The following is a 25,038-nucleotide window of genomic DNA, read 5'->3' as shown; positions in this document are numbered from 1 at the left end:
GCTAACAGCTAAAAGCTAATTACAGATGGCTATCAAGAAAGAAAATCGTCCTAAATCAAATTTTAACAGCATTACCATCAGTCTGGCTTCTCCGGATGTTATCCTGGAGCGTTCATACGGTGAAGTGCTGAAACCTGAAACCATCAACTACCGTACTTACAAGCCGGAACGTGATGGTTTGTTCTGCGAAAGAATATTCGGTCCTGTAAAGGATTACGAGTGCTATTGCGGAAAATATAAGCGTATCCGTTATAAGGGTATTGTGTGTGATCGCTGCGGTGTAGAGGTAACGGAGAAGAAAGTACGTCGTGAGAGAATGGGACACATTCGTTTAGTGGTGCCCGTTGTACATATATGGTATTTCAAATCCCTGCCTAACAAGATTGGTTACCTGCTCGGTATGTCTTCCAAGAAACTGGAAACTATCGTGTACTATGAAAGGTATGTGATCATCCAGGCAGGTATGAAACAGGAAAAAGGTATGAACTACGGTGACTTGCTCACAGAAGAAGAATACCTGGATATCCTGGATACGTTACCAAAAGACAATCAGCTGTTACCGGATGAAGATCCTAACAAGTTTATTGCCAAGATGGGAGCGGAAGCGGTAGAAATGATGCTGGCCCGGATTGACCTGGACAGTCTTTCTTACCAGCTGCGTAACCAGGCTGCCACTGAAACTTCCCAGCAACGTAAAGCGGAAGCGCTGAAACGTTTGAGTGTAGTGGAAGCTTTCCGTGAAGCCAATGGTCGTGTAGAAAACCGTCCTGAATGGATGGTAATGCAATATATTCCTGTGGTACCACCAGAACTGCGTCCGTTAGTTCCTTTGGATGGTGGCCGTTTTGCGTCTTCTGACCTGAACGATCTTTACCGCAGGGTAATTATCCGTAACAATCGTCTGAAACGTTTGATCGAAATTAAGGCGCCTGAGGTGATCCTTCGTAACGAAAAACGTATGTTACAGGAAGCTGTGGATTCCCTGTTCGACAACTCCCGTAAATCCAATGCGGTAAAAGCGGAAGGTGGTCGTGCACTGAAATCCCTGTCAGACGTACTGAAAGGTAAACAAGGTCGTTTCCGTCAGAACTTGCTCGGTAAACGTGTGGATTATTCCGGACGTTCTGTAATCGTGGTAGGTCCTGAACTGAAACTACATGAATGTGGTTTGCCTAAGGATATGGCGGCAGAGTTATTCAAACCGTTTATTATCCGTAAGCTGATCGAAAGAGGTATCGTTAAAACCGTGAAATCAGCGAAGAAGCTGGTAGATCGTAAAGAAGCGGTGGTTTGGGATATCCTGGAAAACGTACTGAAAGGTCACCCGGTAATGTTAAACCGTGCTCCGACCCTGCACCGTTTGTCTATCCAGGCGTTCCAGCCTAAACTGGTGGAAGGTAAAGCGATACAGCTGCACCCGCTCGTGTGTTCTGCGTTCAACGCCGACTTTGATGGTGACCAGATGGCGGTACACGTGCCTTTGAGCAATGCTGCGATCCTGGAAGCCCAACTGCTGATGCTGTCTTCTCACAACATCCTCAACCCGCAGAATGGTACGCCTATCACCCTGCCTTCACAGGACATGGTGCTTGGTCTGTACTACATTACCAAGGGTAAGAAAACTATGGGAGATGTGGTGGTAAGGGGAGAAGGTAAAGCTTTCTACTCTGCTGAAGAAGTGATCATTGCACTGAATGAAGACCGCATCGACCTGCATGCTCACATCCGTGTGAAAGCTGATGTAAGAAATGCAAACGGTGAGCTGGAGAAAAAACTGATCGAAACAACGGTTGGTCGCGTACTGTTCAACCAGTTCGTACCTAAAGCTGCCGGTTATGTAAACGCCCTGCTGACAAAAAAGTCACTGCGTGAAATCATCGGTGATATCATTAAAGCTACCAATATCCCTGCAACTGCCAAGTTCCTGGATGACATCAAACAATTAGGTTTCCGCATGGCGTTCCGCGGTGGTCTGTCATTTAACATTAATGACCTGATCATTCCGGATGTTAAGCAGGACATGATTGATGGTGCTTCCAGTGAAGTGGACGAAGTTTGGGATAACTATAACATGGGTCTGATCACCAACAACGAACGTTACAACCAGATCATCGATATCTGGTCACGTGTGGATACGAAGGTAACAGAAACCCTGATCCGTGAACTGGCAACAGACAAGCAAGGGTTCAACTCTGTATACATGATGTTGGATTCCGGTGCGCGTGGTTCCAAACAGCAGATTAAACAGCTGGCTGGTATCAGAGGTCTGATGGCTAAGCCACGTAAGAGTGGATCTACTGGTTCTGAGATCATCGAGAACCCGGTATTGTCCAACTTTAAAGATGGTTTGAACGTATTGGAATACTTCATCTCTACGCACGGTGCCCGTAAGGGTCTCGCGGATACGGCGTTGAAAACAGCGGATGCGGGTTACCTGACCCGTCGTCTGGTAGACGTTGCGCAAGATGTGGTTATCAATGAAGAGGATTGTGGTACACTCCGTGGTATTGCTACTTCTGCATTGAAAGACAATGAAGAAGTGATCGAAACACTGTACGACCGTATCCTGGGACGTACTTCCCTGCACGACGTATTTGATCCTCATAATGACGAGGAACTGATCGTTGCTGCCGGTGCTGAAATCACTGAAGAAATTGCACACAGAATTGAAGAAAGTGCAATTGAAACCGTAGAAATCCGCTCCGTACTGACTTGCGAAAGCCGTCGTGGTGTGTGTGTAAAATGCTACGGTAAAAACCTGGCCAGTGGTTACACGGCGCAGAGAGGTGATGCAGTAGGTATCATCGCTGCCCAGTCAATCGGTGAGCCTGGTACACAGTTGACACTGCGTACCTTCCACGTGGGTGGTGTGGCCGGTTCTACTTCCGTTGAATCCGGTATGCCAGCTAAGTTTGACGGTACTGTACAATTCGATGGCTTACGTACTACCACCTACGAAAACAACGAAGGTGAAAAAGTACAGGTAGTTATTGGTCGTACCGGTGAGTTGCGTATCATGGACGTGAAAAACGATCGTCTGCTGGTTACCAACAACATTCCTTACGGTTCTACCCTGTTGGTTAAAGACGGACAGAAAGTAACGAAAGGTGAAATGATCTGTACATGGGATCCATTCAACGCCGTTATCGTGTCTGAAATACCTGGTAGCATTCGTTTCGACAGCATCATTGAGGGTATTACCTTCCGTGAAGAAGCAGATGAACAAACAGGACACCGTGAGAAAGTAGTAATTGAAACAAAAGACAAGAATAAGATTCCGTCTATCCTGGTAGAAGGTAACAAGGAAGTGAAATCTTACAACTTACCGGTAGGTTCTCATATCGTTATCACTGAAGGTGACAAGGTGAGAGCAGGTCAGGTAATTGTGAAGATCCCACGTGTTATCGGTAAACTGCGAGATATCACGGGTGGTCTGCCACGTGTAACCGAGCTCTTTGAAGCCCGTAACCCAAGTAACCCTGCTATCGTTTCTGAAATTGATGGTGTGGTAGCATTTGGTAACATCAAACGTGGTAACCGCGAAATCATCATCGAAAGCCGTGAAGGTCAGATCAAGAAATACCTGGTGCCATTAACCCGTCATATCCTGGTACAGGATGGTGACTTCGTGAAGGCCGGTACTTCTCTTTCCGATGGTTCTACTACGCCTGCCGACATCCTGTCTATCAAAGGACCGTTTGCTGTACAGGAATACCTGGTAAATGAAATCCAGGAAGTATACCGTTTACAGGGTGTGAAGATCAACGACAAACACATTGAGGTGATTGTTCGCCAGATGATGCGTAAAGTAAACATCGAAGATCCGGGTGATACCCGCTTCCTCGAGGGCGATACAGAAGACAGGTTCGATTTCTTCGAAGAAAACGATATGATCTTCGACAAGAAGGTTGTAACTGAAGCAGGTGAATCTACTAACCTGAAAGCAGGTCAGATAGTAACCCTCCGTCAGGTTCGCGAAGAAAACTCCTTACTGCGTCGTGCAGATAAGAAACTGGTAGAATTCCGCGATGCACAGCCGGCTACTTCCAGTCCATTACTGCAAGGTATCACCAAGGCGTCACTGGGTACCCGTAGCTGGATCTCCGCTGCGTCCTTCCAGGAAACCACCAAAGTACTGTCTCAGGCAGCTATCAACGGTAAAACCGATGATATGATGGGTCTGAAGGAGAATGTGATCACAGGTCACCTGATCCCAGCCGGTACTGGTTTACGTGAATTCGAAAACATGATCGTAGGTTCTAAAGAAGAATACGATATCCTGGCCTCTTCTAAGGAAGTGTTCCAGTTTGATGAAGAAGAATAGTGCTGCAAAGCATTTCACGAAATAGTAAAGAGGGAGTTTCTATATGAAGCTCCCTCTTTTTTTGCCATATTGTGAATGAATAAAATAGAACAGGCGCCTCAAAATTACTTTCGAGACACCTGTCATTTATTTGGGGCCAGCCATCAGGATGTTAAGAAAAGGGGATGAAATGGATGATGATTGCTTGCCAGCGTATTGTTATGAATTTTTCTGATCCTTTTGCAGGTCTTTCTTATCGTGCTGCAGGTCTTTTACATCATGCTGTTTATCTTTTCTTTCCCGGTTCAGTTGGTGTTTATCCTGTTGAATGTCTTTGTTATCGCGATTTCTATCCTTTCTGTCGGCCGTCAGATCTTTACCATCATGTGATAAGTCTTTTTTATCGTGATGGATGTCGCTGTAATCGTTTCTCAGATCGGCCTTATCTTTTGCCAGGTCTTTGGTATCCCCCTTTTTCCGGTCTTTGGCGATATCTTGCCGGTCTTTACGGGCATCATTGTAGTCATGGTGGAGGTCCTTACGGTTGTTGTTGATATCGTTTTTATCGTGCTGAATATCGCGGTTGTCTTGCTTTACTTCGTTACGATCGTGCTGGATATCCTTTTTGGAACGGTTAATATCCTTGTTGTCGTGTTGGATGTCTTTCCGGTCGTGGTGAATATCGATTTTATCGTGTTTAACATGGTGCTGGGCTTGTGCAGTGAAGGACGTCAATCCTAAAACAAGCGCAGGTACAAGGACAGTAGTGATTTTCATAATTGTTGTAGGTTTTAATATATGATAATTAATTTGTTTGTAAAGAATAGACGGTGCTGGATAATATTTGTTTAATGGGGGACTATTAAAAACCAATTAAAACCTATTTTTGACTTTGTAAAACGAAGTGGATTTCATGAAATACCTGATCATTCCTATAATTATTGGGCTGGTGTTGCTGGGAGCTTGTAAGAAGAACAGCGATAGTGCAGTACCGGATACACATGGCAACCTGATGTTTGTTAATGCTACGCAGATACTTAACGATCAGTTTAATGTAAGGCTGGATAGTATTGACTTTGCCAGCAATGTAGGTTATAAAACCAGTACGGGGTATAAATCTTTCCGGGCACAAAAATATAACCTGATTATTACCACTGCGAGTAATCCAACCCGGGTCATCTTCAATCAACAGCTCTTTTTACGGAACAATCGTTACTACACCGCTTTTCTTGGAGCGGATAGTACCAAAACTCTTCTGACAATGATTGTTACGGAAGATGACCTGGCTGTGCCGGCTGGCCAGGCCAAATTCAGGGTGATTGATTTCAGCCAGGGATTCAAGCCTAACGGAACGCCATTGGGGATAGATGTTTATTCAGATACTCTCCCCCGTTTTTTCCGGGGACTTGGGTTTCCATCGCAAACGGATTTTGCTCCGATAATGGGTGATAGTACCTACACGATTAATTTCCGATGGACAGATTCCCTTAAAGTACTGAAGTCGTATAAGATGCCGACACAAACCGGTAAGGTATACACGTTGATTACGGCCGGGTATCCGCTGGACTCAACGAAAATGGATATATTGCAGGTAAATCATAATTAATAGCCGGCTCTGGCCATCGATATAGCGTGAGGAAGTGTTTCAAATGAATACTTCCTCGTTTTTTTATGCATGACTATTAAAGCTTTATTTTAATTTAATACCCTATTTCCCCCTCCGGGGATGGAAATAAATAAATTGCACGCTATTTTAGAGAAAACGCCAATAACATGAACAATTGCAAAAAAGTATTGCTTATGGCTGGAATCGCCTTTATGGGGACTGGGGCGCAGGCACAACAACAGGCAGCCGGTCCTTACCTCGATGCCTATACGATTCCGGTAAAGCAAAAACAGGCCGTTATAGGAAAGATTTATGATAAGCAAGGTAATGTAGGTCCTGCTACCTTATTGGAAGACAAATCGGGGCTGTTTACCATCAAGAATGGCCTGTTACAGCTTAAGAAGAAGGTTGCCGTGGATGCTTCCGGCGAGGCCGTTTACCCGGTGAAGATTAAAGCGGGCGCAGATACTGCTGACTTTCTGCTAGTAGCCGACCAGTTTATCCGTAATAAGGTAGTAGCGCACCGCGGCGCCTGGAAACACCACGAGGGTAGCCAAAATAGTATTACCTCCCTGAAAGATGCGATTAAACTGGGTTGTGAAGGATCTGAGTTTGACGTGTGGTTGTCTTCCGACGGTCAGCTGGTGATATCCCATGACCCGGAAATAGGAGGGAAGAAGGTAGAAGCATCTACCCTGGCTGATTTACAGACAGTACAGTTAAAGAATGGCGACCGGGTTCCTACCCTGGAAGAGTATATCAATACGGCGATGGAACAGCATAAAACCAGGCTGGTACTGGAATTGAAGCCATCGGCAACAGGTAGGGGTGAATTGCTGGCCACCAAAGCAGTGGAGCTGATTCGCGCCAAAAAAGCCCAGGCCTGGATGTTTTATATCAGTTTTGACTATAATATTTGTAAGAAGTTGAAGCAACTGGAGCCAACGGCGAAGATTGCCTACCTGAATGGCGACAAAACACCAGCTGAATTACAGGCTGATGGGATCTGGGGGCTGGACTATAACCAGGCAGTATTTAAGAAAGATCTGCAGCTGATAGCTACTGCCAGGCAGCAAAAAGTAACCACCAATGCGTGGACAATCGATCATCCGGAAGTGATGGATATGTTATTGAAAGATGGTATCGACTTTATTACCACCAATGAGCCCGAAATCCTGCTGGATAAAGTAAAGTAGCGATATTAGTTAAAACCTAGCTAAAAAACGGTATCCGGAATTTGAAAATCCGGTAAAAGCAGTATTTTAGCCGTTCCATTTTTAAAAATGTACTAAAAGAAGCAAATCCACCTATTAACATGCGCACTCGTAAACAATTAGTGACTAAAGGATTATTAGCGGCATTAGCAGCCGGATTATTGATGTCTTGCCAGGGAAACAAAGCTGGTAACAGCACTACGCCAGCCGCCACCCCTGCCGCAGGAACCAATACTGCTGCTGCGGGCGGTTTCAAAATGGCGTATGTAGATCTGGATTCATTAGAAGCACATTTTGAATATTTTAAAGAGAAAAGAGCGGTACTGGAGCAGAAGCAACAGCAGATGGACAACCAGCTGCAAGGCAAGGCCCGTGCTTTACAAAGCGAATATGCTGACCTGCAGCGCAGAGCCAATACCCTCACACAGGAGCAGGGAGAAACAGCCCAGCGCAGTTTGATGTCTAAACAACAGCAACTGGAGCAGGAAGCGCAGAATTTACGTGCTGCCTATACGGAACAGGAAACTAAGTTCAACGAAGAACTCCAGAAGAGACTGGATGCTTTCCTGAAATCCTTCAATGCCGACAAACGTTACGCGTTTATATTCTCTTATCGTAGCACTGCCAGCAATATTCTGTATAAAGATCCTGCCTATGATGTAACAGCAGATGTTATTAAAGGCATGAACGCACAGGATTCAACGCCTGCTAAATAACTGATTAGCGTCAACAAGCTTTTTATTGTCCCGGTTCGTCAGGAACCGGGATTTTTTATGTCAGTTATGTTATACCGGGAAAATCACGGGAATAGGTTAGCAGTTAACAGCAGATGTTATTATATTGCAGGAAGGAATATATAAGGTGTAACCCTGTATAAGCCCACAAAACAAACTATTTTATTCTACCTTATTCCCCCCGGTCTTTTATGCGCCGGGATTTTTTATAGTGAATCATATGGAAATCAACCAGACTAAATCGTTCAAGCCATCGCTGAGTTTATTGGATGCCACCATGATTGTGGCGGGTTCCATGATAGGCTCCGGTATTTTTATTGTCACTGCAGAAATTGCCCGCAGCGTGGGTGGCGCTGGCTGGATCACCGCCATGTGGGTGCTGGCAGGCGTGGTAACGCTTATTGCGGCCCTGAGTTATGGAGAGTTGTCGGGTATGTATCCCAAGGCCGGTGGCCAGTATGTTTATCTCCGGGAGGCTTACAACCCGTTTATAGCCTTCCTGTTTGGCTGGACACAGTTTGGCGTGATCCAAACAGGAACTATTGCCGCGGTAGCAGTGGCTTTTGCCAAGTTTACCGCCTACCTGATTCCGGGGTTCAGTGAAAAAAACATCTTGCTGGATGCGGGTATTGTACAGATTTCTGCCGCGCAGATAGTAGCTATTATTTCCATCATCTTACTAACGTTTATCAATACCCGTGGTGTACAGCATGGCAAGGTAATACAAACGGTCTTTACGCTGGCGAAGCTCTTATCGCTATTTGGATTGATTATTTTCGGATTCGCCATTGGCGCCAAACAGGAAATCTGGCAGGCAAACTGGCAACATGCCTGGGATGCCACTGCCGTAAGTTCGCCCAATGGAGAGGTGATTACTGCAGCACTGTCGGGGCTGGCGTTATTTGGCGCTATTGCGGTATCTATGAAGGGATCGCTGTTTTCCAGCGATGCATGGAATAACGTAACTTTTATTGCGGGGGAAATTAAGAACCCGGCTAAAAACATTGGCCGTTCGCTGTTCCTGGGAACGTTGATTGTAACGATTATTTATGTGAGCTGCAACCTGATGTACCTGGCGGTGTTACCGCTGAATGACATTGCCTTTGCTGCCAACGACCGTGTGGGCGTGGCTGCAGCGGCTAAAATATTTGGTTCCAGCGGGGCTATTATCATCGCTGTGATGATCATGATCTCTACTTTTGGATGTAATAATGGACTGATATTATCAGGCGCCAGGATTTATTATACGATGGCAGAAGACAAGCTGTTTTTCCGCCAGGCCGGCATGCTCAATAAATACAGCGTACCTGCTCATGGGTTATGGATCCAGTGCGCCTGGGCTTCGCTGCTTTGTTTAACAGGCCGTTACAACGATTTGCTGGCGTTGGTGATCTTCGGCGTATTGATATTTTATGTGTTAACTATACTCGGTATTTTTATTTTAAGAAAGAAGCGCCCTGAAGTTGCCCGTCCGTATAAAGCTTTCGGATACCCGGTGTTACCAATGATTTACATCATTGTAGCTTCCTCGTTGGCATTGTTGCTGCTGGTATTTGAAACCAGTTATACCTTACCCGGACTTGGAATTATCTTGTTGGGTATTCCGCTGTATTACCTGGCCATGGCGCGTCAGCGCAAGGGCAGTTTGAGCTAAAATGGACAAATAAAACAGAGATTTACCACGAACGTTGTATAAAAAAGTGTGGCCACTGCAATCGGTATTGCAGTGGCCACATTTAATTTGCACTAAGACACACGGCGATAGTGATGTCTGAAAAATGAGCCCTAGACGATTTAGAAAACCCGGTAATTATTAGAGAATATTTTTAACATAGGATATTGTCAACGTTAGCGAAGGAATCCCATAAAAAAGATGTAGCAAGAGGCTATGCCATTTTATGAAACGTCTGTGATTTGACCCTGTAATTTGTGACCTGGAATTTGTTAACAATTACAGCAATGATTTATAAACCCTCAATAAAAGTATAGCCATTAGAGTAGTTGATTTTTACTGCATTCAAAAGATATTCAAACAAAAAACAGCAAATAACTATAAAAGTATTTATTGCCAACTATGGTGTGTAACTGCATCATTTTTAGGGTAAAAAAGGAAATAAGGTGGTATAACCTTGACGGCATCTCAACCCCAAGATAACCATTAAAAGCCTTCACGATTTGCATTCTCGAACATTCACATGACAATCTTTTACAATAAGCGTATGGTGTCCACCATGCGCTTTTTTGTTGTAGCATAGTTATCACCGGTATTGTTTCGCATCATGTAAAAACTAATACTGATATTTCCTTTTTTGTACATTTGCGGCATGTTTACAGAACTGTCTATAAAGATATTTAACCAGAGTATCGCCGCCTATCATGAGCACAATGATGTGCATCAGGCTATTTCTAATCCGTATGAAAAAAGCAGCATTGAGCATTTACTTTTCCTGAAAAACTGGATCGATACGGTACAGTGGCACCTGGAAGACATTATCCGGGACCCGAAAATAGACCCGGTCGCCGCATTGGAACTCAAGCGCTGGATTGACCGTTCTAACCAGGAGCGTACGGATATGGTGGAGTATATAGACAGCTATTTCCTGGACAAATATAAAGAGGTAGTGCCGGCGGCAGATGCCAGTATTAATACCGAAAGTCCGGCCTGGGCAATAGACCGTTTGTCTATCCTGGGACTGAAGATTTACCATATGCAGGAGGAAGCTACTCGTGCAGATGCTACGCCTGAGCACCGGGCAGCCTGCCAGCGTAAGCTGGATATTTTACTGGAACAGCAAAAAGACCTTTCCACCGCTATTGAAGCATTGCTGGCGGATATTGCTGCAGGTAGAAAATTCATGAAAGTGTATAAGCAGATGAAGATGTACAATGATCCTTCTCTCAATCCCGTTTTATACAAAACCGAACAATAAATCCGCAATCATTTGGGCACTGTAAAAACGATACTGGTTACCCGGTTGTCGGCCATGGGAGATGTGGCCATGACCATCCCTGTTATAAAGCAGGTGCTGCAAGAGAACCCGGAAGTGGAGATTGTTTTTGTGACCAACCGGAACTGGGGCGCCTTATGCGCAGGTATACCGCGCTTGCACTTTTTCCCTGCAGATGTGAAGGGAATTCACAAGGGGGTGAAGGGATTATATCGCCTGTTCCGGGAAGTGCAGAAGCAGTGGCGCATTCATGCGGTGGCCGACCTGCACAATGTGCTGAGATCAAAGATTGTCCGGACATTTTTCCGTTTCACGGGCACCCCGGTCGCCGCTATCGACAAAGGACGTGCGGAGAAAAAGGCGCTCACCCGCCAGGAAAATAAGGTACTGCAACCACTGACCACTACCATAGAGCGATATGCTATTGTTTTCCGTCAATTGGGACTGCGTTGTCAAATGGGGCAACAACCCGTTTTTCCGCTCCGTTCTTTGCCTGAGAACGTTTTGGCGGTGACTGGTCCAAAAGCCGGTAAAAAGTGGATAGGGGTGGCTCCTTTTGCCACTTACCGCGAAAAAATGTACCCGTTGGAAAAGATGGAAGCAGTATTGTCGTTACTGGTGCAGGAACCCGGGCAACAGCTGTTGCTGATGGGGGGAGGGCCGCAGGAAGTAGCGCAGCTGACCGCTGTGGCGGAGAAATTGCCCGGCGCTATTGTAGTAGCAGGCCGTTTTTCACTGGCAGAAGAAATGGCGATCATCAGCCAGCTGGATGTAATGATCAGTATGGACTCTGCCAATATGCACCTGGCATCGCTGTTTGGCGTACCCGCCGTATCCGTTTGGGGAGCTACACACCCATTTGCCGGTTTTATGGGATATGGGCAATCCCCCAACCATGCTGTACAAATTGATGACCTCGCTTGCAGGCCTTGCTCTGTATTTGGCAATAAACCCTGTTTCAGAGGCGATCACGCCTGTATGGAATGGATAAAACCCGCACAGATAGTGGATAAGGTAAATGGCGTGATTTCCTGATGGGCCATAGTAGCTGGTTTGAAAGGATATTTAAAAAATATTGTAAGTTTTTTTTGCAGAAATAAAAAAAGTTATACTTTTGCCATCCCAAACAATAAAGGGTATTGCCCAATAGTATAATGGTAGTACGACAGATTTTGGTTCTGTTTGTCTTGGTTCGAATCCAGGTTGGGCAACTACAAAAGGACAAAGTGGTGATTCCATTTTGTCCTTTTTATTTTGCCATCTGCCGGGACAAAACTGTCTACCATCGTACTCCCCACGCACCACAAAAATTCGTTGCCACTATTCAGATATTTATCGCATCCTTATCCTTCATATTTTCTCACCAGATATCTTAGAAATTGGCGAAAATCGGTTTCTAAGCTCAGCATACTTTGAAACCGGTGACAACCGCCGGAGAAACGATAGTCCATAGCGGCTATCTCCCCAGGGTTGGTTTGCATTTATTTATTCCCTTCTCTTTGACATATATATAAATCTCTCGCGAATCAATTATCTTCGTTACTTTCTATTGCGGGCACGCGTAAATGTAATTAGTCAACCAATATCAACCGCAATCTCTTAATCTATGCAGGATTTAACAGATGGAGTTTTACTGCAGCGGCTATCGGAAGGAGATGAGCAGGCCTTTACCCTGTTATTTAAGCGCTATAGCCATAAGATATACACGATAGGATTAAAATTGATGAAATCGGCGCCAATGGCAGAAGAGCTGGTGCAGGAAGTATTTCTGCAGGTATGGCAAAAGCGGGTAGATATGCAGAGAGTGGTATCTTTCAGGGCTTATCTTTTCACTATTACGCGCAACCAGGCAATAGATTATTTGCGCCATATACGCAGGCAGGAACTGCGTGAACAAGCCGGGGGAGCTTTGTTGGAAGCATTGGGACAGGATGTGGGAGATTGGTTGGCAGAAAAGGAATATGCCATAGTTATTCACCAGGCAGTAGATCGTTTAAGTATCCGCCAGAAACAGGTATATCACCTGATGAAAGGAGAAGGGTACAAACGCCGCGAAACAGCCGAAATACTGCGTATGTCTCCCGAAACCGTTAAATCACACCTGGCGGAAGCAATGCGCGCCATCCGTCAATATTGCCAGGCATACTTGAAATTCCTCCCTTTACTACTGGCGTTTTTCCGCTCCTGAGAATTTTTTCTTTTCTCCTCCCCCAACATGTTCCGTTGTTTCGTCTTTGTAACGGGATGTATCCACCAGGCATCTATTTAATGTATGTTATCATCCGGGGAAATAAAAAAATTATTAAGTAAATATCTCAACAATACCTGTACACCCGAAGAACGGGCGTTGCTGCTCGATGAGCTGGCCGCAGCCAACATAAACCTGGAGCAGGCGATAGATGAGTACATAGCGTCAGAAACGGGCCAGGCAGCATTGTCAGCAAAGCAGTCGGCTGCCATCTTGCAGCATATCCTGGGGCATCCGGCGAGGCAGCGCGGCGCCGGCATGCGGCGTATAGCTATTAGTGTAGCTGCAGCGGCAGTGCTGTTTGTAGCGCTGTTGCAGATAAAGCGGGTAATAAGTCCTCCGCCTGTAAAGGAAACATCCTATACTATTGTAACTACTGCAAGAGGGGAGCAGCTGGCGTTTACTATGCCAGACAGTACTAAAGTGTGGCTTAGTGCAGATTCGAAGATAATATACCGTTTCGGGGTAACAGATAAGGTGCGGGAAGTGACGCTTAGCGGAGAAGCTTATTTTGAGGTGGCTCCCGATGCACACCGGCCATTTAAGGTACTGTGTAAAAAGGCAATGGTAGAAGTGTTGGGTACGGCCTTCAATATCAGCGGATATGCGCAGGATAGCGTGTTGCGTACTACGTTGTTGTCTGGCAGCATAAAACTGCATAGTGGAAATCAGCAACAATTGGTATACCCCGGTTATACAGTGAGCATCAGCAACCAGCGGGAAGCTATCAGAATTGCCCGTGCAGATACTGCCCAGGTAATGGCCTGGCGCAGTGGACAGATTATTTTTGACAATGCCGATTTGTCAACGGTTATGAATACCATCTCCCTTTGGTACAATGTAGACGTGGAATACCGTGGTGTTATGCCAAAGAAGTATTTCCTTGGCCTGGTAGATCGCAAGGTGGGATTGCCCATGATGATCGCCTTCCTCGAAGAAAATGGGGTACATACCCGGTTGGAAGGAAGAAAGCTGACCATCCTTCCGGGAGGCATATAATTATTAACAACCAAAATACAGTCAAATGAAAACGTAAAGAAGTATCCGACGACAGCATATTACAAAAAGGCCGGAAGCGCTTGCAACACTCCCGGCACAGTCTGAGTATCTGCTGTTAAACCATTCGTTCTCGTAAAACAAAGATTCCACATCAAACCCAAACATTACAAATGTATGGAACTAACCGTTCTTAGCAAAGTCCCGCGCTTTAAGGGACTTGCTGCACCCATCACTATGCCTTCCAAAGGAGCTGATGGCAAACAAATGCTCTTCAAAAAATTACAGTTGACAATGAAACTCACAGCTGTTATCATGCTGGCCATTACCTTGCAGATCAGTGCCAAAAGCGTTGCCCAGCAGGTAAATATCCACGCCTCCGGCATTACTTTACCCAAGGTATTCAGCTTGCTGAAACAACAAACCGGTTATTCTTTTTTATGTGATCAGCAGCTACTTCAAAATGTTGGGCCATTGAAGTTGCAGTTGCGCAACGTATCGCTGAAAGAAGCGTTGGATGCCTGTTTTACAGGATGTTCTCTCACTTACGTAATTCATGAAAAAGAGCAGGTGGTATTTATCCGTCGAAAACCGCTACCGGAAGTTACGGTTGCCGACCAGGATATTCCTGTACGGGGTAAGGTAACAGACGATGCCAGCCAACCTATTCCAGGTGTAACCATCATCGTTAAACGTACTAAGCAAGTATTTTTTACCAACGATAAGGGGGAGTTTGCCTTCAAAGCTGCTAAAAGCGACGTACTGGAATTTACGCATATGGGATTCAAGTCTGTTGAAGTAACAATTAGTCAGCAACAAGAAATAACGGTACAGTTGCTCACTGCCAGCAAAGACCTTACGGACGTGGTTGTGGTGGGCTACAGCACGCAGAAAAAAGTAAATCTTACTGGTGCAGTGACTGCTATTAAAGGTGCGGCTTTGGAAAGTCGCGCTGTGGTAAATGCTACACAAAGCTTGCAGGGAGCGGTACCGGGATTGAATGTCAGCGTTGGTGGCAATACCAAACCCGGACAGAGTTTTAATATGAATATCCGTGGGGTAGGTAATCTGAGTAACAGCGATAAACCTTATGTGCTGGTAGACGGCATGGCCATGTCTTTGTCTGATGTAAATCCCAGTGATATTGAGTCTATCTCTATCCTCAAAGATGCCGCCGCCTCCGCGATATATGGCGCCAGGGCGCCTTACGGCGTGATATTGGTCACTACCAAACAAGGGAAGGCCGAAAAGACTACGCTGTCTTACTCCAATAATTTTGGCGCCACCTCCCCGGTGAAGCTGCCGCAAATGGTGAATTCCTACCAGTTTGCGCAATACTTCAATGCCAGCACTTTCAATGCCATGGGTATACGACAGTATTCCGATGATAAGCTGAAAATGCTCCAGGATTATATCAATGATCCTACCAACAAATCTATTTTCCCTGAGGTAACAGACAACTTCTACTCCAATTGGGAAAATTCTGCCAATGGCGTAGCTAATACCGACTGGTTTCGTTTTCACTATAAGCCGTATTCTCTCCGTCAGTCGCATAACCTCAGTGCCAGTGGGGGAAATAAAGCTACACAGTTTTATGTATCTGGCGGGTACTACGATGATAATGGTATGATGCGGTATGCTGACATCAATTATAAGCGTTTTAATTTTAATGCCAATGTAACGTCACAGCTCACCAGCTGGGCAAAGCTAAAGGCCAATACTAAATTTGTGCAGTCCAGGTACCGCGCACCTTTCAATGGTACTTTTGAAAGCTTATTTTTCCATAACCTGGCGCGTATGCGTCCTAATGTATCTGTATATGACCTGAATGGAAATTTTACGGAGATGTCTGCCGTACCTTACCTGCGTTCGGGTTCAAAAGATGAGGTAAATGGCTATAACGCTGCTTTGCTTACCGGGCTGGAATTACAGCCGGTAAAGAACTGGAAGATATTTGTAGACCTGAATATCATGCGGGATAATACGGAGGAGGAGGTATTAAAGCTGCCGGGTGTGATCTATGGTATCGATGGTACCCCCAAATATGTGAACCGTTCCGAGTTGGCTATCCCTATCCTGGGAAGTTATTCGCGTTCGACGGACGCCAATATGTACATTTCTCCCAATATATATACTTCCTATTCCTATACGCTGCAGAATAAACATTTTTTTGACGTCATGCTGGGTTTTCAGCAGGAGAAAAATACCTATAATAGCATGACCGGTGCGGCACAGGACCTGATCAGCAGTACGCGCCCTGGATTATCGTTATCTACCGGTTCGCAAACAGTAGCGGAGAGTCGTACCCACTGGGCTACGCGGGGCTTTTTCGGGAGATTGAACTATAATTATAAAGGCAAGTACCTGGCAGAAATCAACGGCCGTTATGATGGTTCATCAAGGTTTGCTGCGCAAAACCGCTGGGGATTTTTCCCTTCACTTTCTTTAGGATATAACATTGCAGAAGAACCATTCATGATATCGCTGAAAGAGCAGATCAGCATGTTGAAACTCCGCGCATCCTACGGATTCCTGGGCAACCAGTCGGGTGCCGGGTTATATTCTTTTACACAGGTGATGAACGTAACCGTGCCGCAGCCTGGCGGTACAGGAACCCGTTGGTATTTCCAGAATGGCCGGGAAGCCTACATTGCGGCGCCAGATCCTTTCAACCAGCTGGTGACCTGGGAAAAAGTGGAAAACGGTAACCTGGGGCTCGACTTCCTGCTGCTGAACGACCATCTTTCCGGTAGTTTCGATATTTATCGCCGTACTACCCGCGATATGCTGGGGCCTTCGCTTGATATTGCAGATATGTATGGTGGTACACCTCCTTCTTCCAACAATGCCAGTCTGCGCACTAACGGGTGGGAGTTGTCGCTCAGCTGGAAAGGCCGTATCACCAGGGATATCACTTATTCCGTAGGGGGATTGGTCAGCGATTATCATTCAGTGGTGACCAGCTACCAGAACCCTACCCGCAACGACCCTGCCGGCTCCTGGTATGAAGGGAAACAAATTGGAGAGATCTGGGGCTACCGTACCGGGGGATTAATACAAACAGCAGACGAAGCAACTGCTTTCAATAAACTAAACCATTCCTACCTTTCGGCTGTAGCCTGGATGCCTGGCGATGTTAAATACCTCGACCTGAATGGAGATGGAAAAATAGATCGTGGCAGCAACCGCCTGGGCGACATGGGGGATATGACCATTGTGGGCAATACTACACCACATTATGCCTATTCCTTCAGTGGAAGTATCCAGTGGAAAGGTTGGGGATTTAATATGATGTGGCAGGGCATTGGGAAAATGAATTACGCCCCCAAAGCGGGTGATGCTTACTTCTGGGGCTCGGGCGCTCTGGCACAGGTAACGGTTTTCAAACAACATCTCAACTACTGGACGCCGGATAACCCGGGTGCTTACTATCCCAATCCTTATGCAGCGCCTGCCGGTACGATCAATTCATTTACTGCGAAAACACAACAGGTTGCCGACAGGTACATGCAAAGTGCTGCCTACCTGCGGTTGAAGAATATAGTACTCTCTTACACGCTGCCGCAAGTATGGGTGGACCGGGTACATATGAAGAAATGTAACATTTTTATTTCCGGAGAAAACCTACTCACCATTACAAAACTGGCTGGTATGCTTGATCCCGAAACAATTGTGGGCGGCGTAGACCCGGGTAAACTATACCCATTGAGTAAAGTATATGCCGTTGGTATCAATATAAGTATGTAATCTATAACAATGTAACGCAATGATACGCACTATAAAACTTTTAGTATTCCTGTTTGTATTGCAGTGGTGTTGTTCCTGCAATAAAAATTTCCTGGACCTGCAACCGTTGGATGCATTGAGTACAGTAGGAGGATTGGCATCTCCTAATGAGCTTAGAATGTATCTTAATCAATTTTACCAGGGAACGTTTCCTTCGCAGCCTACAGGGATAGGAGGAACAGGTATTGCTTTCGATGACGCTTCGAGCGATAACATGATTTTCTCAGCTGTTAATAACCGCCTCAATGGGGTATTGGCCATTAGTAATGCTACAGCCATTACAGAGTATAAGTCGATACGGGGTATTAACTACTTCCTCGAGCATGCCGGTAATGCCAAAGGAGATACCACTTTGATTAATCGTTACCGGGGTGAGGCACTTTTTTTCCGGGCTTACTTCTATTTCGGAATGGTAAAGAAATATGGTAATGTTACCTGGGTAAACAAAGTGCTTCCGGAAGACCAGGAGTTGATGCAACAACCACGGGATGAGCGTACGCTGATAATTGACTCTGTATTATCGGACCTGGATAAAGCTGTGCAATTGTTGCCTGTACAATCTAACAGCGCTTCCATGCGCCTGCACCGGGATGTGGCGTTAGCCTTTATATCCCGGGTAGCATTATACGAAGCTACCTGGCAGAAATATCACCGGGCTAAGAATGATGCCTTTTACAGTCCGGGCATTTCTGATGCGAAAATTACCGGTTATTTCACCCAAGCCAAGGTGGCAGCTCAACAGGTGGTGAGTGGTGGTAAATGGTCTATCTACAATACCGGGAGGCCTTTGCAGGATTATGCAGATTTGTTTATCACCACTGATTTATCTGCCAATCCCGAAGTATTGTTCTGGAGGAAATATAATTACAACGATAATATTGGTCACAGCGTGAGCAAGTATATTTCCACCGATGGGGGTGATCTTGGGGTTACGCTTTCGTTGGTAGATGACTATCTGGGCATTGACGGCGCTCCTTTTACAGGCGCTGCACGTCAGCAGGCACAGGAAGTGTATAGCAATGAGTTGTTGTCTTCCCGCCGTGATCCCCGTTTATCGCAAACAGTAGGTATTCCTGGGCAGCCACTGAAACTGGGTGGGGTATTGGTGCCTGCTTATCCTCCATTGAACCAGACCGGGTTTAACCGTAGCACCACTGGTTTTCCGTTGCATAAGTACCTGGAGTATAACAATCTACCGGCCGTTACAGATGATAATCAGAGCACAGCGCCAGCTATTATTTTCCGTTATGCAGAAGTGCTCCTGAATTATGCAGAAGCAGTAGCAGAGCTGGGCGGCAGTGCAGGCGAAATCAGTGCTATCCTGCAGCCGTTGCGGTCCCGTGCGGGCATGCCTGCCCTGGATGCAGACCGGGAATATAATACTGATGCTGCTTATCCATTCCGTACACTCAGTAAAACATTGCAGGCCGTACGGCGGGAACGCCGGGTAGAGCTGGCCTGTGAAGGCTTCCGGATGGATGATATTTTTCGCTGGGCAGCTGCGGATGAATTGTTGACTGGCAAAAGACCACTGGGCGCCTTGTTCGCCGGTAGCGACCTGGATCAGCAGAATAAGCCCGGCGGCTTTTATAGTTCGGCATTATTGTATTATGACACCGCGCCTGCAGGCAAGTCTATCAACTTTTACCTGAGTGGCAGTGCGGGCGACGCATTGCGGTATATTGATCCTTATAAGAATGTATTGCCGTCAGGATATGGCTTTAAATCAAATCGCGATTATCTGCTGCCAGTACAGGACAGAATGTTACAGCTTACCAACGGGCAATGGAAACAAAACCCGGGATGGTGAATTTTCTTCCCAGTAAAAACGTATATTATGAAGCACTTAATGTATATATTGTTGGTGATATCACTGATGTCCTGCGGCAAAGATAAACAGCCGGTAAAGCCACAGCCTTCGCCCTTCAGCGCCGTATTGGAAAATAATGCAAATACTTTCCCTGCATCGGGTGGCACTGCCAATATTGTTATTAGCGCCGGGGCCGATGGTTGGTGGATTACCCTGCCTGCATCCAACTGGTGTAATGTAGGCCGGTTATATGGTTCCGGCGACGTAAAAGTGCCAGTTACTATCAAGCCGAATACCAGTGGGGCAAAGCGTAATATTACCATTACTGTAAAACCTACTTTTAATTTATCACCGGTGACCCTCACCGTAGAACAGTTGAATCAATGAAACAGTGTAACATGAAATTGCCATTCCGTTTCCTTGCTGCAGTCCTTCTGCTTATAGGAAACAGCACCTTGGCCCAGCAACCGGCTCGTCACCCTGCGAAAACAAATATTGTCATCATTGTCTCCGATGATCACGCTTTTCAAACCATCAGCGCCTATGGCAGCAAACTGGTACAAACGCCTGCCATTGACAGGATTGCCCGCGAAGGAGCCATCTTCAACCGGGCTTATGTGACCAATTCCATATGTGGTCCCAGCAGGGCGGTTATCCTGACGGGAAAATACAGCCATAAGAATGGTTTTAAAGACAATCTATCTCGTTTCGACAGCAATCAGGATGTATTTGTGAAACGTTTACAGGCAGCCGGTTACCAAACCGCCTGGATAGGTAAATGGCACCTGGAAAGTACCCCACAGGGATTTGACTACTGGAAGCTATTACCTGGTCAGGGTATGTATTATAATCCTGATTTTCTTACCATGGATGGCAAAAAGGAACGGAAGGAAGGATATGTTACCAACCTGGTGACCGACGAAGCAGAGCAATGGTTGTCGGGCCGCGATACCAGCAAACCGTTTTGCCTGGTTATCGGGCATAAAGCCACTCACCGCACCTGGATGCCAGATACCTGCGACCTGGGCATGTACGATAATCGTACATTCCCTTTGCCTGCCAATTTCTATGATACGTATGATAACCGGTATGCTGCCGCACACCAGGACATGAACATCGCGCATACCATGCGATTAGGGTATGATCTTAAAATGCACCCCGACACCGGCTTTGGTAAAGATAACTTCGGCCGCATGAATATGGCGCAGCGCGCGAAATTTGACGCCTACTACAAACCCATAGAAAGGGAATTCGATGCGCAACACCTGAGTGGTAATGCGCTCACCGAATGGAAATATCAACGCTATATGCGCGATTACCTCAGTACTGCGGCCTCGCTGGACCGTAATATTGGCCGCGTATTGGATTACCTGGATGCACATCATCTCACAGAAAATACCCTGGTTATCTATCTTTCCGACCAGGGATTTTATATGGGAGAACATGGCTGGTTCGACAAGCGATTTATGTATGAAGAATCATTTCGCACGCCTATGGTCATACGTTATCCAGGCAGAATAAAGCCAGGTACCCAAATCAATGATTTTGTGATGAACCTGGACATCGCGCCTACCTGTCTGGATGCTGCAGGAGTAGCTATACCAGCGGCTATACAGGGGAAATCATTGTTGCCGGTATTACAGCATAAGTCAGCCAACTGGCGCAAAACCATGTACTATCACTATTATGAAAGCGGGGAGCATGCTGTGATCCCTCATTTTGGTATCCGTACTTCCCGATACAAACTGATTCGTTTTTACCAGGTCGCAGATAAATGGGAATTGTATGATTTGCAGAAAGACCCGCATGAGATGCACAACCTGTATGGAGAGAAGGGGATGGAGAAAACGACAGCTGCACTGATGAAGGAGTTGCAGATGCAGATCGCGAAGTATGAAGATACGGAGGCGATGGAGATAGTGGGAAAGAAGTAAGAAGAATGAATATTATAAAAGACCACGGCTATACGGCGTGGTCTTTTATGAAAGTAAAGAGGGCAAGGGTCTTATTAGAAATCGCTGCCCTCTGCGCTTATCACGGAATCACTTTCCACTCCCTGAAGTTGTCAAAAATTTCCATAAACATAGCCGGTGTTTCTACAAACTCATGAAACCCTGCCCGGCGGGCTTTGGAGCCATCTGCAAAGAAGTCGTAGTCCCAGGAGAAGACGAAGTCGCCGAATTTCCAGGACGATACTTCGGCGTAAGTATGTTGCAGCCCATATTTTTTCATCATGGTATTCCACAATGCTTCTTTATCGGCCATCACTACTTCCAGTTGCATAGGTAGTGGCGGTGCTACTTCCATATCAAAATAACGGGCAATACGGGGCCAAAGATCCGACCAGCGAAACAGGTCGCCGTTGTTGATATTAAACGCCTGGTTGGCGCCGGCAGGACTGTTTGCAGCCCACGCAGTAGCTTTGGCCAGCAGGCGGGCATCTGTCATTTCCATCAGCTTATCGTAGGCGCCTGGCTTGCCAGGAAAACGTAGGGGAAGTCCCAGCTCTTTGGAAATGGCAGCATATACGGCGATCACCATAGCCAGGTTCATCGGGTTGCCCAGGGCAAAACCACCTACTACGGAGGGACGTATGGCCGACCAGGTCCAGAACTGCCCCTGTTGCTGCTGTTCCAGGTAATGTTGTTGTTCCATGTTGAACTCTGGTGGCATAAAAGTGCCGGCATCTGTTTCTACCGCGGGTGTTTTAAAGGGGCCCAGATGCGCGCCATATACTTTATATCCCTGCATCAGGCTGATGTGTTGCAGTTGTTGGGCTACCGGGGGCACCGTTTCTACAACGTTGCGCAGCATGGTAAGGTTAGGAGCTACCAGCCCTGACCAGCTGTTGCTGTCCTGGTAGGCGGCATAAAATATATGCGTGACCGTAGTCAGTTGCCCGAGTTTTTGCCGGCTGTCTTCTTCACTCAGCAGGTCTACTGCAATATGTGTTACGTGATCGGTATTGCTGCCTCCCCTCCGTGATAACCCTATGACATCCCAGGCCCCCTGCTTTAGCAGGTAATTAATCAGGTTCCGGCCTATAACGCCCTGTGCACCCGCTACCAATGCTACTTTCCGTTGATGATGCTGTTCCATATTATGTTGTATTTTTACTGGTAATTTTTCACCAGACAAAGATCCACCGGAAACGGCTGGCGGCCCTTGTATCAAAGCAGGGTAAATTGGTATATTTTCAACCATGAAGAGATATATACAGCACGAATACCTGAAGGTGTCGCATTTTACCAGCGAAGAATGGCAGCATCCGGTACATAATCATAATCATTTCGAACTTATTTTTATTCACCGGGGCAGCGGTACGCATCATATTGGAGATATGAGTTATCCTTACACCGGGCCTTGCCTGTTTCTGCTGGCGCCCTGCGATGCGCACCACTTCCATATTGCTACTGCAACTACTTTTACTTTCATCAAGTTTACCAATGTATACCTGCATGGTACCGGCAACCTGCAATTACAGCAGAACTGGAACCGGGAGCTGGATAGGCTGTTGCTGCAGGCTCGCGAGCAGAGGGCTTTTACAGATCCTACCGGCCGGATGGCTACCCTGATGGGATTAATTAACGGGGAGTGGAAAGAGGAGAAGCAAGAGAACAGTGAAACCATTTTTTTCCTGTTACAGACATTGTTTGCAATGATCAGGAAATGGACCTTTACCGGTGGTATGGCGTCTGCAGGTCCGCATCCGGGCGCCCGTGTAACAGCTATCCTGAATTATATTCATGAGCATATTTACGATGTAGCCGAAGTACAGGTGGAGCAGCTGGCGCATATTTTCGGGTATTCCAAACATTACCTGGGTACTTTTTTCAAAGAGCAAACTGGAAGCACGTTGCGCGACTATGTGAATCAGTACAAATTACGGCAACTGGAAAACCGGTTGCACTATAGTTCGCTGTCATTAAAGGAAATTAGTCATGAGCTGGGGTTTAACGACCAGAGTCACCTGAATAAATTTTTCCGGAGATATCATACGATCAGTCCTTCCGCTTACCGCGAACAATTACAGGCGCCAGCATCTGAATAAGTGTAATTTCCGCGCTGTTGAAAAAGACACTATCTTAGCCCCACACACAACCTATATATAACTGCGAATTATGGAACAGCTGCTTACCGTGGATGCATTGATAAGCCTTTTTACACTCACTGTGCTGGAAATTGTACTGGGTATCGACAACATTGTATTTATTTCTATCTTATCCGGAAAATTACCGGAGAGCCAGCAAAGGAGGGCCCGGCGACTGGGACTGGGACTGGCTATGTTTGTGCGGGTATTGCTGTTGCTATCGATCAGTTGGATTATGTCGCTCACACAACCGCTATTTAATCCGGGTAGCTGGATCGGCATGCAAAATCCCGAATGGCTGGAAAAAACGGCCCTTTCCGGCAGGGACCTGATCCTGCTGATAGGCGGACTTTTCCTGATTTATAAAAGTACCGCTGAGATCCACGAAAAACTGGAGGGAGGGGAGCATGGCAATCCCAATGCCAAAGCCCTGAAATTCGGGCAGGTGATCATCCAAATACTGTTACTGGACATTGTATTTTCCCTCGATTCGGTAATTACTGCTGTAGGTATGGCCGACCATGTAGAAATTATGATTGCGGCCGTAGTGATAGCTGTTGGCGTTATGATGCTGGCTTCTGAAACGATCAGCCGCTTTGTAAACCAGCACCCTACCGTGAAAATGCTGGCCCTGTCCTTCCTGTTGTTGATTGGTGTATCACTGATCGCTGAAAGCTTTGACCAGCACATCCCGAAAGGATATATCTATTTTGCGATGGCTTTCTCCGTATTTATAGAGGCCCTCAACCTGCGTATGAAAGCAAAATCCGATAAGCCGGTAAAGCTCCATCAGCCCGAGATGCCGGAAACGAAGAAGTAAGCGGGTATCTGCCGGGGAAAATTAATTATAACAGTAACGTATATAAGAAAGAAATAGCTTTGCCATTTTAGCGCATAAAATCATTGTCATGAATTTTTACACACGGAAATGGGTAAAGCCGGAAGACCTGAATGCACACGGAACGTTGTTTGGCGGAAGTTTGCTGCGTTGGATAGATGAAGAAGCTGCCATCTACTCCATTATCCAACTGGGCACCAATCGATGCGTAACCAAGTACATGTCTGAAATCAATTTCATCAACTCTGCCCGCCAGGGCGATATTGTAGAATTGGGCATTAAGGCCACGCATTTTGGCAGGACTTCTCTCACACTCACCTGCCAGGTAAGGAATAAGATTACGCAGAAAACTATTCTAACGATCGATAAGATGGTGTTTGTAAGCGTAGATGAGCAGGGGCGCCCCGTGCCGCACGGCAAAACGGAGATTACCTATACCGATGAGCGGTTACGGGAAGAATAGAT

At 46.2% G+C, this 25,038-nt stretch carries 18 protein-coding genes and 1 tRNA gene; 17 read left to right on the top strand and 2 right to left on the bottom strand.

The window, feature by feature from the left end; genetic code table 11:
• Window positions 1-25: 25 nt before the first annotated feature.
• Window positions 26-4,324 carry a DNA-directed RNA polymerase subunit beta' gene (rpoC, locus tag FHW36_RS22850; protein WP_145672395.1) on the top strand — a complete coding sequence of 1,433 codons (4,299 nt, stop codon included), beginning with the start codon at window positions 26-28 and terminating at the stop codon, window positions 4,322-4,324.
• A 198-nt stretch (window positions 4,325-4,522) separates the two neighbouring features.
• On the opposite strand, the gene FHW36_RS22845 is transcribed toward rpoC, so the two are convergent.
• Window positions 4,523-5,080, bottom strand: a complete 558-nt coding sequence (locus FHW36_RS22845) for a hypothetical protein (RefSeq protein WP_145672394.1) — start codon at window positions 5,078-5,080, stop codon at window positions 4,523-4,525.
• Window positions 5,081-5,216: 136 nt separating this feature from the next.
• Between FHW36_RS22845 and FHW36_RS22840 the strand changes: the two genes are divergently transcribed.
• From FHW36_RS22840 to FHW36_RS22780, 13 genes are all read left to right on the top strand, one after another.
• Window positions 5,217-5,909, top strand: a complete 693-nt coding sequence (locus FHW36_RS22840) for a DUF4397 domain-containing protein (RefSeq protein WP_145672392.1) — start codon at window positions 5,217-5,219, stop codon at window positions 5,907-5,909.
• 167 nt (window positions 5,910-6,076) lie between these two features.
• Window positions 6,077-7,105: a glycerophosphodiester phosphodiesterase gene (locus FHW36_RS22835; RefSeq protein WP_145672390.1), complete on the top strand. Its 1,029-nt coding sequence runs from the start codon at window positions 6,077-6,079 to the stop codon at window positions 7,103-7,105.
• Window positions 7,106-7,224: 119 nt separating this feature from the next.
• Complete coding sequence (locus tag FHW36_RS22830) at window positions 7,225-7,839, top strand: OmpH family outer membrane protein (RefSeq protein WP_145672388.1); 615 nt, start codon at window positions 7,225-7,227, stop codon at window positions 7,837-7,839.
• A gap of 238 nt (window positions 7,840-8,077) precedes the next feature.
• A complete protein-coding gene (locus FHW36_RS22825) occupies window positions 8,078-9,511 on the top strand; it encodes an APC family permease (protein WP_145672386.1) in 1,434 nt (477 codons plus the stop codon).
• A gap of 670 nt (window positions 9,512-10,181) precedes the next feature.
• Window positions 10,182-10,787, top strand: a complete 606-nt coding sequence (locus FHW36_RS22820) for a DUF4254 domain-containing protein (protein ID WP_145672384.1) — start codon at window positions 10,182-10,184, stop codon at window positions 10,785-10,787.
• Window positions 10,788-10,799: 12 nt separating this feature from the next.
• Entirely contained in the window at window positions 10,800-11,840 is a 1,041-nt protein-coding gene (locus FHW36_RS22815) for a glycosyltransferase family 9 protein (RefSeq protein ID WP_222429152.1), read from the top strand.
• Window positions 11,841-11,945: 105 nt separating this feature from the next.
• Window positions 11,946-12,016 (top strand) — tRNA-Gln (locus tag FHW36_RS22810).
• Window positions 12,017-12,411: 395 nt separating this feature from the next.
• The gene (locus FHW36_RS22805) at window positions 12,412-12,993 is read left to right on the top strand and encodes an RNA polymerase sigma factor (protein ID WP_145672382.1); all 582 of its coding nucleotides are present in this window, start codon (window positions 12,412-12,414) and stop codon (window positions 12,991-12,993) included.
• Window positions 12,994-13,077: 84 nt separating this feature from the next.
• Window positions 13,078-14,052, top strand: a complete 975-nt coding sequence (locus FHW36_RS22800) for a FecR family protein (RefSeq protein ID WP_145672380.1) — start codon at window positions 13,078-13,080, stop codon at window positions 14,050-14,052.
• A gap of 174 nt (window positions 14,053-14,226) precedes the next feature.
• Window positions 14,227-17,796 (top strand): SusC/RagA family TonB-linked outer membrane protein, encoded by a 3,570-nt coding sequence (locus tag FHW36_RS22795; protein WP_145672378.1) that lies wholly within the window; start codon window positions 14,227-14,229, stop codon window positions 17,794-17,796.
• 19 nt (window positions 17,797-17,815) lie between these two features.
• On the top strand, window positions 17,816-19,645 hold the full coding sequence (locus tag FHW36_RS22790) for a RagB/SusD family nutrient uptake outer membrane protein (protein ID WP_145672373.1): 1,830 nt from the start codon (window positions 17,816-17,818) through the stop codon (window positions 19,643-19,645).
• A 27-nt stretch (window positions 19,646-19,672) separates the two neighbouring features.
• Complete coding sequence (locus FHW36_RS22785) at window positions 19,673-20,032, top strand: BACON domain-containing protein (RefSeq protein WP_145672369.1); 360 nt, start codon at window positions 19,673-19,675, stop codon at window positions 20,030-20,032.
• Between the two features lie 11 nt (window positions 20,033-20,043).
• On the top strand, window positions 20,044-21,579 hold the full coding sequence (locus FHW36_RS22780; protein WP_145672367.1) for a sulfatase family protein: 1,536 nt from the start codon (window positions 20,044-20,046) through the stop codon (window positions 21,577-21,579).
• Window positions 21,580-21,679: 100 nt separating this feature from the next.
• On the opposite strand, the gene FHW36_RS22775 is transcribed toward FHW36_RS22780, so the two are convergent.
• Complete coding sequence (locus FHW36_RS22775) at window positions 21,680-22,744, bottom strand: SDR family oxidoreductase (RefSeq protein WP_145672363.1); 1,065 nt, start codon at window positions 22,742-22,744, stop codon at window positions 21,680-21,682.
• Window positions 22,745-22,847: 103 nt separating this feature from the next.
• Between FHW36_RS22775 and FHW36_RS22770 the strand changes: the two genes are divergently transcribed.
• The 3 genes from FHW36_RS22770 (at window position 22,848) to FHW36_RS22760 (ending at window position 25,036) form a co-directional block, all read left to right on the top strand.
• On the top strand, window positions 22,848-23,696 hold the full coding sequence (locus FHW36_RS22770) for a helix-turn-helix domain-containing protein (RefSeq protein WP_145672361.1): 849 nt from the start codon (window positions 22,848-22,850) through the stop codon (window positions 23,694-23,696).
• A 70-nt stretch (window positions 23,697-23,766) separates the two neighbouring features.
• Window positions 23,767-24,555: a TerC family protein gene (locus FHW36_RS22765; protein ID WP_145672359.1), complete on the top strand. Its 789-nt coding sequence runs from the start codon at window positions 23,767-23,769 to the stop codon at window positions 24,553-24,555.
• An 88-nt stretch (window positions 24,556-24,643) separates the two neighbouring features.
• Window positions 24,644-25,036: an acyl-CoA thioesterase gene (locus tag FHW36_RS22760; RefSeq protein ID WP_145672358.1), complete on the top strand. Its 393-nt coding sequence runs from the start codon at window positions 24,644-24,646 to the stop codon at window positions 25,034-25,036.
• The last annotated feature ends 2 nt before the right edge of the window (window positions 25,037-25,038 follow it).

Source organism: Chitinophaga polysaccharea (assembly GCF_007829335.1).
Lineage (GTDB): Bacteria > Bacteroidota > Bacteroidia > Chitinophagales > Chitinophagaceae > Chitinophaga > Chitinophaga polysaccharea_B.
The sequence above is the reverse complement of the archived record's forward strand: the minus strand, read 5'-3'. Positions and strand labels throughout refer to the sequence as shown.